Annotated in this window: 12 protein-coding genes; 2 read left to right on the forward strand and 10 right to left on the reverse strand. The window is 69.4% G+C overall.

From position 1 onward, the window contains the following. Positions 1–4: 4 nt before the first annotated feature. The 5 genes from ACSVDD_RS25830 to ACSVDD_RS25850 form a co-directional block, all read right to left on the reverse strand. Complete coding sequence (locus ACSVDD_RS25830; protein ID WP_448192299.1) at positions 5–859, reverse strand: aldolase/citrate lyase family protein; 855 nt, start codon at positions 857–859, stop codon at positions 5–7. Then, positions 856–1,695, reverse strand: a complete 840-nt coding sequence (locus tag ACSVDD_RS25835) for an HTD2 family dehydratase (protein WP_448192300.1) — start codon at positions 1,693–1,695, stop codon at positions 856–858. Before ACSVDD_RS25835 ends, ACSVDD_RS25830 begins: the two co-directional genes overlap by 4 nt. Beyond that, a complete protein-coding gene (locus tag ACSVDD_RS25840; protein ID WP_448192301.1) occupies positions 1,692–2,816 on the reverse strand; it encodes a CaiB/BaiF CoA transferase family protein in 1,125 nt (374 codons plus the stop codon). The genes ACSVDD_RS25835 and ACSVDD_RS25840 overlap by 4 nt, the downstream gene beginning before the upstream one ends. Positions 2,817–2,819: 3 nt before the next feature. Beyond that, a complete protein-coding gene (locus tag ACSVDD_RS25845) occupies positions 2,820–3,977 on the reverse strand; it encodes an acyl-CoA dehydrogenase family protein (RefSeq protein WP_448192302.1) in 1,158 nt (385 codons plus the stop codon). A gap of 280 nt (positions 3,978–4,257) precedes the next feature. Then, complete coding sequence (locus ACSVDD_RS25850; protein ID WP_448192303.1) at positions 4,258–5,235, reverse strand: D-2-hydroxyacid dehydrogenase family protein; 978 nt, start codon at positions 5,233–5,235, stop codon at positions 4,258–4,260. Between the two features lie 268 nt (positions 5,236–5,503). On the opposite strand from ACSVDD_RS25850, the gene ACSVDD_RS25855 reads away from it, so the two are divergent. Further along, a complete protein-coding gene (locus ACSVDD_RS25855; protein WP_448192304.1) occupies positions 5,504–5,947 on the forward strand; it encodes a peptidoglycan-binding domain-containing protein in 444 nt (147 codons plus the stop codon). Here the strand turns inward: ACSVDD_RS25855 and ACSVDD_RS25860 are convergent. From ACSVDD_RS25860 to ACSVDD_RS25880, 5 genes are all read right to left on the reverse strand, one after another. Then, positions 5,926–6,246 (reverse strand): hypothetical protein, encoded by a 321-nt coding sequence (locus tag ACSVDD_RS25860; RefSeq protein WP_448192305.1) that lies wholly within the window; start codon positions 6,244–6,246, stop codon positions 5,926–5,928. The genes ACSVDD_RS25855 and ACSVDD_RS25860 overlap by 22 nt on opposite strands. Before the next feature lie 118 nt (positions 6,247–6,364). Next, positions 6,365–7,996, reverse strand: a complete 1,632-nt coding sequence (locus ACSVDD_RS25865; RefSeq protein WP_448192306.1) for an alpha-D-glucose phosphate-specific phosphoglucomutase — start codon at positions 7,994–7,996, stop codon at positions 6,365–6,367. A 93-nt stretch (positions 7,997–8,089) separates the two neighbouring features. Beyond that, the gene (locus ACSVDD_RS25870) at positions 8,090–9,874 is read right to left on the reverse strand and encodes an ABC transporter ATP-binding protein (RefSeq protein ID WP_448192307.1); all 1,785 of its coding nucleotides are present in this window, start codon (positions 9,872–9,874) and stop codon (positions 8,090–8,092) included. A gap of 90 nt (positions 9,875–9,964) precedes the next feature. Further along, complete coding sequence (locus ACSVDD_RS25875) at positions 9,965–11,773, reverse strand: carbon starvation CstA family protein (protein WP_448192308.1); 1,809 nt, start codon at positions 11,771–11,773, stop codon at positions 9,965–9,967. A 121-nt stretch (positions 11,774–11,894) separates the two neighbouring features. Continuing rightward, positions 11,895–12,140 carry a hypothetical protein gene (locus ACSVDD_RS25880; RefSeq protein ID WP_448192309.1) on the reverse strand — a complete coding sequence of 82 codons (246 nt, stop codon included), beginning with the start codon at positions 12,138–12,140 and terminating at the stop codon, positions 11,895–11,897. A 257-nt stretch (positions 12,141–12,397) separates the two neighbouring features. Here ACSVDD_RS25880 and ACSVDD_RS25885 point away from each other — a divergent pair, with 257 nt between their 5' ends. Further along, positions 12,398–12,580, forward strand: coding sequence for a CstA-like transporter-associated (seleno)protein (locus ACSVDD_RS25885; protein ID WP_448192310.1), 183 nt, complete (start codon positions 12,398–12,400; stop codon positions 12,578–12,580). Positions 12,581–12,597: the final 17 nt, after the last annotated feature.

The raw sequence follows: 12,597 nt of genomic DNA on the forward strand, positions 1-12,597 counted from the left end.
CCGGTCAGTCCGGGATCGATTCCCCCGCGGCGGCGAGGACCCGGCGGGCCTTGCGCGCCACCGCCTCGTCGATCATGCGGCCGTTCACCACACCGACGCCCTTGGCGTTCTCTTCGAGGATCCGCCGGGCCTCGGCCACGGCGTCGGGGCTGGGCGTGAGGGCTGCGTTGATCGCGGCGACCTGATTCGGGTGGATCGCCGCCTTCGCCGTGAAGCCGAGCCGCACGGCGCGCTGGACCTCGTCGCGCAAGCCCTTGTCGTCGCGCAGGTCGAAGAAGGGCGAATCGATCACGCCGACGCGCGCCACCGCCGCGGCGTTCACCAGCCGCGACCGGGCCGACAGCAGCGGCTCCCACGCCACCTCCGCACCGAGGTCGGCGGCGAGGTCGGCCGCCCCGAAGAACAGCGCCGCAACGCGCGGGGAGGCGCCGGCGATGTCCTGCGCTGCGACGACCCCGCGGGCCGATTCGATCAGCGGCACCAGCGGCATCGCCCGGCCGCCGTCCACCAGCAGCGTGTCGATCAGCCGGACGGTCTCGGCGGAGTCCACCTTCGGCACGATCACCACATCAGGCTTTGCCGGCGAGCGCAGCAGCGCCAGCAGATCGTCCAGCCCATGGGGCGTGGTGGGCGGGTTGATCCGCAGCGCGCGGGCGGTGCGTTCCCAGCCGGACGCCTGGGACAGGAAGTCTACGGCAATCCGGCGCGCCTCGTCCTTGCGGTCGGGGGTGACGGCGTCCTCCAGGTCGAGGATCAGCACGTCGGCGCCGGTCGCCGCGGCGCGCTCGAAGCGCTCGGGCATGGTCGCCGGGGTGAACAGCCAGGACCGCCGGGCAGAGTGCGTGTGTGCCGAGGTCATTCCGCCTCCAGGGTCGCGGACATGGCGACGAAGCCCTGGTGGTCGCGCACCCACAGCTCGGCACCACCGTCGCGCGGGGCTCCGCACACCGTGAAGGGATGCACGTCGAACACCGGCCGGTGGGCGCGGAAGCGGAAGCCGGTCACCCGAGCCCCTGGATTGTTGCACAGGAACAGGTCCACCAGCAGCGTCGCCATCAGCGGCCCGTGCACGATCAGCCCCGGATAGCCCTCCACCTCCTCGCAATAGGTGCGGTCGTAGTGGATGCGGTGGCCGTTGAAGGTCAGCGCCGAGAAGCGGAACAGCAGCACCGGGTCGCCGGTCATCGGCCGTTCCCACTCCGCGAACGCCGAGGGCGGTTCACCGGGGGTGGGCGCCTCGCCGGGCTTGGGCGGGTCGCGGTAGACGATGTCGTGCACCTCGCGCACGGCAAGGCCGCGTTCGGTCTTCACCTCGTGCACCACCTTCACGAACACCAGATCGCCGGAGCGGCCGGCCTTGTGCTCGACGCTCTCGATGGTGGAGCGGCGGCGCAGCGCCTCGCCGACGCGGATCGGCGCGTGCCATTGGAAATCACCGCCCGCCCACATGCGCCGCGGCAGCGGCACCGGCGGCAGGAAACCGCCGCGGTGCGGGTGGCCGTCCTCGGCGATGTCGCGCTGCGGGGCCTGCGGCAGGAAGTACAGCCAGTGGCCGAGGGGCGGCACCTCGCCGGGGCGCCATGGCGGGTCGTCGTGGTCGAGGGTGCGCGCCAGCCCGGTCAGCGGCGCCACGGTGGCGACGTCCAGGTGCTCTTCCTGGCGGCCCACCCAGTCCTTCAGATTGTCGAAGCTCATGGGGCGAATTCCTTGCGCAGATCATCGGTGTGCTGCCCGATGGCCGGGATCGGGCGGGGCTGGAATTCCTTGCCCCGCCGGCACACCGGCGGGGCCACGCCGACCACCGGGCCGGTCGGCGTGTCCGTGGTGATGCGCCGCAACTGGCGGTGCGCCGACAGGTCGGCGACGCTGTTGAGCGCCCCGAACGCGATCCCCGCCCGCCGCAGCCGCGCCTGCGCCTCGTCGCGGTCGAGCGTGGCGAAGACGGCCGCCACCGCAGCGTCCAGCGCCGGCCGGTTCGCCACCCGCGCGTTGTTGGAGGCGTACCGCGGGTCGGTGGCGAGGTCGGGTTGCTCCAGCACCTCGGCGCACAGCCGCACCCACTCCCGCTCGTTCTGGATGGAGATCACCATCGTGTGGCCGTCGCCCAGCGCAAAGGCGCCGTAGGGGGCGATAGACGGGTGGTTCAGCCCGACCCGTTCCGGCGCCTTGCCGCCGTAGTCCTGGTGCAGCAGCGGCACGGTCATCCAGTCGGCGATGGCGTCGAACAGCGACACGGCGATCCCGCTCCCCTGGCCAGTCCGCTCGCGCTCGTAGAGCGCTTGCAGGATGCCGGCGTGGGCATACATGCCGCAGGCGATGTCGGCCACCGACACGCCGACCCGGCCCGGCCGCTCCGGTGCGCCGGTGACCGAGGCCAGCCCGGCTTCGCACTGGATCAGCAGGTCGTAAGCCTTCATGTCGCGGTAGGGGCCGTCCTCGCCGTAGCCGCTGATGTCGCAGGTGATGAGGCGGGAGTGCTGCCGGCGCAACGCCTCCGAGCCAAATCCGGCGCGCTCGGCGGCGCCGGGGGCGAGGTTCTGCACCAGCACGTCGGCCCTGGCGACCATGCGGTGCAGCAGCGCGGCTTCGTCCGTGTCCTTGATGTCGAGGACGACGGATTCCTTGCCGCGGTTGAGCCAGACGAAATACGCGCTCTCGCCATGCGCGACATGATCGTAGTGGCGGGCGAAGTCGCCCTCCGGCCGCTCGATCTTGATGACCCGCGCCCCGGCGTCGGCGAGGCGCGAGGTGCAGAACGGAGCGGCCACCGCCTGCTCCAGGGAGATCACCAGAATGCCGTCCAGCGAGTTCGTCATGGTTCAGAACGATTTGGGCATCTTCAGCGCGTGGGTCGCCACGTGCGAGAGGATGAGGTTGGTGGAAATCGGCGCGACTTGATAGAGCCGCGTCTCGCGGAACTTGCGCTCGATGTCGTACTCCTCGGCGAAGCCGTAGCCGCCGTGGGTTTGCAGGCAGGTGTCCGCGGCGTGCCACGACGCCTCCGACGCCACCAGCTTCGCCATGTTGGCCTCGGTGCCGCAGGGCTGGCCGGAATCGAACAGCTCGATGGCCCGGCGCACCATCAGCGCCGCCGCCTCGGTCTCCACATAGACGCGCGCGATAGGGAACTGGACGCCCTGGTTGGCGCCGATGGGCCGCCCGAACACCTCGCGCCCGGTGGCGTAGGCGGAGGCGCGGTCGATGAAGAAGCGGGCGTCGCCGATGCATTCGCTGGCGATCAGGATGCGCTCGGCGTTCATGCCGTCGATGATGTAGTGAAAGCCCCGGCCTTCCTCGCCGATCAGGTTGTCCGCCGGTACGCGCAGATCGTCGAAGAACAGTTCGGTGGTGGCGTGGTTGATCATGGTGCGGATCGGCCGGATCGTCATGCCCTTGCCCAGCGACGCGCGGATGTCCACCAGCAGCACGCTCATGCCGTCGGTCGGCTTCTTCACCTGATCGCGCGGCGTGGTGCGCACCAGCAGCACCATGAGGTCGGAGTGCTCTGCCCTGGAGATCCAGACCTTCTGGCCGTTCACCACATACGCGTCGCCCTCGCGCCGGGCGAAGGTGCGGATGCGCGTGGTGTCGGTGCCGCTGGTCGGCTCGGTGACGCCGAAAGCCTGAAGCCGCAGGTCGCCCGACGCGATGCCCGGCAGGTAGGCCCGCTTCTGCGCCTCGCTGCCGTGCCGCAGAACCGTGCCCATGGTGTACATCTGGGCGTGGCAGGCGCCGCCGTTGCAGCCCGTGCGGTGGATTTCCTCCAGAATGGCGCTGGCCGCGTCCAGCCCCAGGCCGGAGCCGCCGTACTCCTCGGGAATCAGCACGGACAGGAAGCCGGCCTCGGTCAGCGCCTGCACGAACTCGGTGGGGTAGGCGCGCTCCGCATCGAGCTTGCGCCAGTACTCCCCCGGAAAGGCGGCGCAGAGCCGGCGAACGGAGTCGCGGATCTCGGGGTGGGATGCGGTGGCGGGCATGGGTGTCCCTCCCTTCTGGACCTCCTCCTGCAACAGAAGTGCGTTGCGGGCGCCGTCAGCCTATATGATCTTCTGCATACGGAACATTCCCCATGAAACGGGATCGTGCTCCCGCTTCTGTCCGACCCGTCGTCGGATGCAACGCTATGAAACGCTATGAAACGCGATTCGATGGAGCGTCTCATCCGTTCGGCATCACGCGGGCGCGCCTCGCCCAACGAGGAATTTTATCCTAAATCCGATTGCCGGCCGGAGCAAGGAGAAGGTGCCGGGCTTGCCGTTACGGCGCCGCCAGCACCCGCACCGGCTGCCCGTCGGCCCAGGCCAACACGTCCTCCAACGCCTCGCGGTAGAAGACTGCGTAATTCTCTTGCGTGACGTATCCCAGGTGCGGAGTGAGCACGGTGTTGTCCAGCCGCAGCAGCGGGTGGTCGGCGGGCAGCGGCTCGGTGGAGAACACGTCCAGCCCGGCACCGGCGATCCACCGTTGGGTCAGCGCGTCGAGCAGCGCCGCCTCGTCCACCAGACCGGCCCGCGCCGTGTTGACGAAATACGCGGTCGGCTTCATGGCGCGCAACTCCGCCACGCCGACGATGCCGCGGCTGCGCTCGCCCAGCACAAGGTGCAGGCTGACCACGTCGGCGGTGGCGAACAGCTCGTGTTTTTCGACGCGTGTCGCGCCGACCTCCCGCGCCCGCTCCGCGGTAAGGTTCGGACTCCACGCCATCACCTCCATGCCGAAGGCCAGGCCGACGCGCGCGACCTGCGCGCCCAGCTTGCCCAGGCCCACCACGCCCAGCCGCTTGCCGGCCACCGTCCCCGTCAGTCCGGTCTGCCATGCCCCGGCGCGGAGCGCGCCGTCCTCGGCCGGGATGCGCTTGATCAGCGCCAGGATAAGGCCCCAGGCCAGTTCCGCCGCGGGCGTGCCGCCGATGGCCGTGCCGCACACGGTGATGCCGCGCGCCCGGCAGGCGTCGAGATCCACCGCGAGGTTGCGCATGCCGGTGGTGACGAGCAGCCGCAGATTCGGCAGCCGGTCCAGCAGGTCGGCGGAGAACGGCGTGCGCTCCCGCATGATGACCAGCACGTCGAAGGGAAGCAGCGCCGCGACGAGGCGCTCGCGGTCGGCGATGTGCTCGTGAAACACCTGAAGGTCGGAGCCGGGCGGCAGCCGGTCCCAATCGGCCAGGGCCCGCGCGATGCGCTGGTAATCGTCGAGGATGGCGATCTTCATGGCGGCACCAGGCTGGAGGGGCATGGTGACTTTGTGGACCCGCGTCACGCGCTTCGCAAGGCCGGCGCCAAGTCGCCGCGCCTCGCGGGCGGAAATCCGTGGACGCGCTATGGAACCTGACAGTCGCGGTTGCGCAGAAGGGGCAAATTCGCTCGCAAACACTCCTTGCCTGCAACCGCCCGTCCCCTCCGGGGTGCCCCCACAGGGGGCGCTGTGAGTCGCGCTGCGCCCGTATAGCTCTCTTCTCAAGGGCGGCGGACGCCGCCCTCCAGATGAAAGGGGGAAACCGAATATGAGAACGCATAAGCTGGCTGCGGCGCTGCTCGCCATCGGCGTGCTGTCGTTTGCTGGCGCCGCCAGCGCCGAAATGGTGAGCCACGACAACATCCGTAAGGTTCAGCGGGCGCTGAACACCGAGGGCTACAACCTTTCCGTCGATGGGGTCTGGGGGCCGAACAGCACCCGGGCGCTGAGCGACTACCAGGGCAAGCACGGCCTGAACGCCACCGGCCATCTCGATCGCGACACCCTGGCGGCACTGAACGTCGAGCCGTCGTCCCGGATGTCCGGCAGCTCGGGCAAGTCGTCGCGCAAGCTCACCGGCAGCACGGTGCCGCGCAGCGACTCGCCGTCGGAGGGCGGCACGGCCGGCATCAGCCACATGGGCAGCGGGGCCAAGGGCTCGCGCACCCAGACCGATACCCTGACCAACCCTCAGACCATACCGACCCGGTAAGGAGGAGGGCGGGGCGCCGGGCCATCCACCGACGCTCCGCCCGCCGGACTGCAACGATGCGGTCGCGGCTGCTGCCAATGGAAGAGCACGACGACGCAGCTCCCGTCACCGCCACGCCGGATGTCGGCGCGGGTGATCCGGCCATCGGCTTCCCTTCGCCAACGATTCGGCGCGCCGACGAAGATGAAGCGCTCACGCTTCAGCAGTTCGGTTGCTTCCGGTATCCCCGCCACATGAAGTCGGCTGACGTTGAGTGCGTCCGGCAACGGGGTGGTGTCCCTGGCCACTGCGGTGTGCATGGTGGCGTTCCTCCTGTTGGCGCCATCATGCTTCGTATCGAAAGGGGTAGCCTGTGCGATTGCCGTGGCCTGGGGCGGGCAAAAAAGCGACGTCGCCGCCCCAGGCCGTTTTTTCCCGTTACGTCGCCACGTCCGGCTCGGTCCGGCCGGTGAGCCGTTCGATGGCGGCGAGGTCGGCCGCCACGTCCGCAAGCTCCTTCAGCGCCGCCGCGGCCTCCATCGTGTGGTTGCCGCCGACCGGCTCGTAACGCTCGAAGTACACGCGCAGCGTGGCGCCCGAGGTTCCGGTGCCGGACAGGCGGTAGACGATGCGCGCGCCGTCCTCGAACGACACCCGCAGCCCTTGCCGGTCGGAGCGGCTGCCGTCCACCGGATCGACATAGGAAAACTCGTCGGCCGCGGCGACGCGGCGCCCGCCCAGCGTCGTGCCGGGCAGCGCCGGCAGTTGCGCGCGTAAGCCGTCGATGAGCGCGTCGGCGGACTGCTGCTCGATGGCCTCGTAGTCGTGCCGGCCGTAGTAGGTCCGGCCATAGGTGGCCCAATGCTCGGCCATCAGCTCGGCGACGGACTTGCGGCGCGCCGCCAGCACGTTGAGCCACATCAGCACGGCCCACAGGCCGTCCTTCTCGCGCACGTGGTCGGCGCCGGTGCCGAAGCTCTCCTCGCCGCACAGGGTGATGCGTCCGGCGTCCAGTAGCGTGCCGAAGAACTTCCAGCCCGTGGGCGTCTCATAGCAGGGGATGCCCAGCGCAGCGGCGACGCGGTCCGGGGCGCGGCTCGTCGGCATGGAGCGGGCGACGCCTTTCAGGCCACCGGCGAAGGCCGGCACGCATTTGGCGTTGGCGGCGAGCACGGCGAGGCTGTCGCTCGGCGACACGAAGATTCCCCGGCCGAGGATCATGTTGCGGTCGCCGTCGCCGTCCGACGCGGCGCCGAAGTCGGGGGCGTCGGGGCCGGTCAGGGCCGCCACCAGATCCACCGCGTGGGCGAGGTTCGGGTCGGGGTGGTGACCGCCGAAATCCTCCAGCGGAACGGCGTTGATGGCGGTGCCGGCCGGTGCGCCCAGCCGGCGCTCCAGGATCTCCACCGCGTAGGGGCCGGTGACCGCGTGCATGGCGTCGAAAACCATGCGGAAGCCCGAGGCGAACAGCGCGCGGATCGCCGCCATGTCGAACAGCGAGTCCATCAGCTCGGCGTAATCGGCGACCGGGTCGATGACTTCCACGACCATGGCGCCGAGGGAGCGCTCGCCGATCCGGTCGAGGTCCACATCGGCGGCCTTGATGGTGCGGTACGCGGTGATCGCCTTGGAGCGCTGGTAGAAGGCTTCGGTCAGCGACTCCGGGGCGGGGCCGCCGTTGCCGGCGTTGTACTTGATGCCGAAGTCGCCCGAGGGGCCGCCGGGGTTGTGGCTGGCCGACAGGATGAGGCCGCCCAGCGCACCGCGCTTGCGGATGACGCAGGACGCGGCCGGCGTGGAGAGGATGCCGCCGGCGCCGACGACCACGCGGGCCACACCGTTGGCCGCGGCCATCTTCATGATGGTCTGGATGGCCGTGCGGTTGTGGTAGCGGCCGTCGCCGCCCAGCACGAGCGTCGCGCCGGCCAACCCGTCGAGGCAATCGAAGATCGCCTGGACGAAGTTCTCCAGATAGCGGGGCTGTTCGAAGATCTTCACGGACTTGCGCAGTCCCGAGGTTCCCGGCCTTTGGCCGTCGAAGGGGGCCGTCGGGCAGATGACTGGTTCCACGAGATGTCCTTTCCGGTCGTACGCCTGTCGGTGGCTACGATGCGCAGTTCCGCGCCCGCAATCAACAGGCCAGCGTGCCGTCCGGTCGCGCGATCACGCGGTCCCTGACGCCACGTGCGTGCGGGCACCGGCGGTCGCCTTCTCCCACAGCGCGCGGAACTGCGGCTGCCGGTGCACCAACTCGTCCAGCCCGCCCAGGTCGAGGATGCGGCCGTCCGCCATGTAGACGATGGTGGTGAAGCGCGGCAGCAGGTGCAGCCGGTGGATGGACGAGATGATGCAGGCGTCGGGGAACTCCGCCAGGAGGTTGCCGTAGACCTCCGCCTCGGTGGCGGGGTCGAGGCTGCTGGTCGGTTCGTCGAGCATGATGATCGAGCTGGATTTCGCCGCCAGGATGCCGCGCGCCAGCGCCAGACGCTGCTTCTGGCCGCCGGACAGGTTGCCGCCGCGCTCGACGATGGGGGTTTCCAGGCCGTGCGGCATGGACTCGACGATCGGCGTCAGGCGGGCGAGGTCGCAGGCGCGGCGGATCTCGGCCTCGCCGACCTCGATGCCCATGGTCACGTTGTGGGCGACATTGTTCTCGAAGATCTCCGGGTCCTGCGGGATCAGCGTCGTCACCGAGCGGAGATCGACCAGTTCGGGGTGGGCTTCCCCGTCGATGCAGAAGCGGACGGCGTTCGCCTCGTACAGGCCGCTGAGCACCCGCATGAGCGAGCTTTTGCCCGACCCGCTCTCGCCGACCAGGGCGATGCGGTCGCCGCGCCGCAGCGTGATCGACACGTCGTCCAGCGTCGGCACCGCGCGGCGCCGGTTCGGGTGGTAGAAGCGCAGGCCGTCCACCCGGATCTCGCGCCAGCCTTCCGGCACATGGCCGCCGGAGCCGCGGCGCTCCTCCGCGTCGAAGATCTCGTCGGCGCCGGACAGGTCGGTGCCGTTGCGCACGATGTCCTGCCACTGGTTGGCGAAAGAGCCGACCACGTCACCGATCTGCTGGGAATACTGGTAGACCATCACCGCGGTGCCGACCATGATCACCCCGGCGTGGCGCCACTCCAGCCAGGCGAACAGCGCCACCAGACCGACGCGCAGGATCTGGCCGAACAGCTCGATGGTCAGCCATTTGGCCTCGTTGAGCACGATGTTCCGGCGCAGCGGTGCGAACACCGCGTGCAGCCGGTGCGCCATCGCCGAGCGCGTCGCCTCCTCCAGGCGCAGGGTCAGCACCGTGCCGACGTTGCCGAGGCTGTCCACCAGTTCGGCGCTGTAGCGGCGCTCGGCGCGGTTCTCGTCGTCGATCAGGCGCGCCATGGTGCGGTCGAGGCGCAGCACGATGGCGCCGAGCACCGCGTAAGCCGCGATGGCCGCCAGCCCGACCGGCACCGAGATGACGAACAGCGCGGCCAGAGGGCCGAACAGGCCGACGAGGTTCTGCAAATAGGTGTACTGGTGCTGGGCGAAGCTGAACAGCGCGAGGTTGGCCTTGCCGATGCGCTGGATGGTCTCGCCGGAATGGTGCGTCTCGTGCCAGCCCATAGGTAGGCGCATGAGTTGGGCGTACACCGCGTCGGAAAAGCGCTCGCGGATCTTCAGCGCGGCGAAGCGCTCCACCACGCGGCCGGGGCCGTGCAGCAGCCAGCCCAGAACGCCCGCTCCCAGCATCAGCAGCAGCGCCGTGGTGGCGGCCCGGATGTCCTGGGCGCGGGTGTCCTGCAACGCGTTCACCGCTGCCCCGAAGAAGTACGGCACGGCCAGCCGCGCGAACTGGGCACCGAGCAGCAGCGCGAAGAACGTCACCACCAGACGGCGGCTGCCGGCGGCGAAGTGCCAGAGGGCGCGGTACAGCGTGACGAGGTTGCTGCGGGGTTTGGGCTTCATGCACGCATCAACGGCGGAAGACGGCGTTCGGTCACGACGATGCCGCCGCTGTGGTGGGCGGCGGCATCTTCGGTTGGTGTGGTTGTTCGGTTACTCGGCAGGGGTGGCGACCATCGCGACCGGCACGGCGGAGCGGCTCTGCAGCAGTTCCTTCCACTTGCGCAGGGCGGAGACGAGGATGACGAAGCCCAGCGACAGCATGACGATCGAGATGCCGGCGTTGAAGACGTTGTAGCCCTTGGCCGCCGGGTTCAGGTAGACGTTGGCGATCATCCAGTAGCCGGCGTAGTTCACCGTGATGAACAGGTAGGTCAGCGGGACCAGGCAGGTCAGCATGTAGGCCCGCTTTTCCGACAGGCGCAGGATGATGGTGGCGCCGATGATCAGGCCGACCGAGGCCATGAGCTGGTTCGACACCCCGAACAGCGCCCACACCGAGTTGATGTCGCCCGAGGTCAGCAGGTAACCCCACGCCACGCAGGCGATCACGCTGGCGGCGATCGAACCGGGGACCCAGTCAAGGCGCTTCATCGGGGCGTAGACGTCGCCGACCAGATCCTGGATCAGGTAGCGGGCGACGCGGGTGCCGCTGTCCACGGCGGTCAGGATGAACACCGCCTCGAACATGATGACGAACTGGAAGAAGTACGAGGCGAGGTGGGTGAACCACGGGATGCGGGTGAAGATCTCGGTCATGCCGACCGCCAGCGTCACGGCACCGCCGGTGCGGCCGTAGAGGTCGAGGCCGATGGCCTGGCTGAGGCGCGGCAGGTCAACCACGTCCATGCCCAGCGCCTTGAAGACCGCCGGAGCCGAGTTGATGGCGAAGTAGTCGGCCGGGTGCAGGGCGGTGGCGGCGATCAGCGCCATGACGCCGACCACGCATTCCGCCAGCATGCCGCCGAAGGCCACGGTGCGGATGTCGCTCCACTTGTCGATCAGCTTCGGCGTGGTGCCCGAGCCGATGAAGGCGTGGAAGCCCGAGATGGCGCCGCAGGCGATGGTGATGGAGATGAACGGCCAGACGGGACCGTTGAGCACGGGGCCGCCGCCGGCGATGAAGTCGGTGAAGGCCGGGAAGCGGATTTCCGGGTTGATGAAGACGACGCCGACGACCAGCGCGCCGAACACGCCGATCTTCATGAAGCTCGACAGGTAGCCGCGCGGGGTCAGCAGCATCCAGACCGGGAGCGCCGTGGCGAAGAACGCGTAAATCGGCAGCGCCAGCGCGACCGTCTCCTTGTGCAGCGTCAGCCAGCTGCCCAGCATCGTGCCCTGGATGTACGGGCCGGCGAAGACGGACGCCGCGATGGCGGCGATGCCGACCTGGGTGGCGCCCTTGGAGCTGCCGGTGAAGCGCTCGTACAGGCCCAGCGCCATGGCGATGGGGATCGTCATGAACACCGCGAAGGTGCCCCAGGCGTTGCGCTCCAGCGCGTGGACGACGACCATCGACAGGCCGGCCATGGTGATGGTGATGATGAACAGCATCGCCAGACCGGTGCACCAGCCGGCCACGGGGCCGAGTTCCGCCTTGGCGACCTCGGACAGGGACTGGCCCTTGTGCTTCATCGAGGCGAACAGCACGACGGTGTCGTGCACCGCACCGCCGATGACGCAGCCGATCAGCAACCACAAGAAGCCCGGCAGGTAGCCGAACTGCGCGGCGAGCACGGGGCCGACCAGCGGGCCGGCGGCGGCGATGGCCGCGAAGTGCTGGCCGGCGTTGACCCATTTCTTGGTGGGGACGTAGTTCTTGCCGTCTTCCAGCGTGTGGGACGGCGTGACTTCGGAATCATCGGCACGGAGGACCTTGCGCACGAAGAAGATACCGTAGAAGCGGTAGCAGAGTGCGAGGGTGCAGAGTGTCGCGATCACAAATGTGAGTGCGTGATCCATGACGGCTCTCCTTGGAAGGAACTGGGCCGACCGTACCCCTGGTGCTAAGCGATGTGGGCCGGGATGCCGGGAGCGGCGGAATGGGCTGCTGAGTGGTCGCTACAGCGGGGTGAGCGGCGCCTCACGCGGCGGCCTTGCGGGGCAGGGCGACGGTGCAGACCACCGCGTCGACGGTGCCGGCGGCCTGCGGGTGAATGCGGTTCACCTCGTTGAAGGCGCTGATCTGCGCGTGGCTGACGTGGGCGAAATGCTCGGCGGCGCACAGCGCGACGGCCTCGGCGTTGCCCGGCGAACCGGCCGGGAGGCTGACCGTGACGTGCAGGGTGACGGGGACGGCGACGGTCACGGTCTTGGGAGAGATGGACATCGGGGACACTCCTGTTTGGCTGGGCGCGACGCTAACGCAAGCGTGGGCGCACGCCGTCGGGTATCCCCGGAGCGGGAGGCTGGGTGTGGCGAGCGGTCGGAAACGGGGGGTGAGCGGTGGGCGGCTCGCCGCTTGGGGGCGGGGGGCTGCCGCTGGGTTGGGCCATCGCGCCGGTCGCGGGGTTGGCGGGCGACGGGCCGCGGCGTGGGGATAGGATGCCGGTGAACCTCTTTCACTGCTGTCAGCGAGACACGCCCATGCCGTCATCCGCCGTCCGCGCCGCCTGGACCGGTCTGTGCCGATTCCTGAGGGACGATTCCTACGAACGCTATCTGGAGGAGCAGGCGCGCCTCACACCGGACGAGCCGCCGCTGGACCGCCAAGCCTTCAAGAAGAAGCAGATCCTGCTGACCCTGGGCCGCGGCTGCTGCGGGCGGTGATAACCCTCTCCCGGAGC

The sequence above is a fragment of the Azospirillum terrae genome, assembly GCF_053470425.1.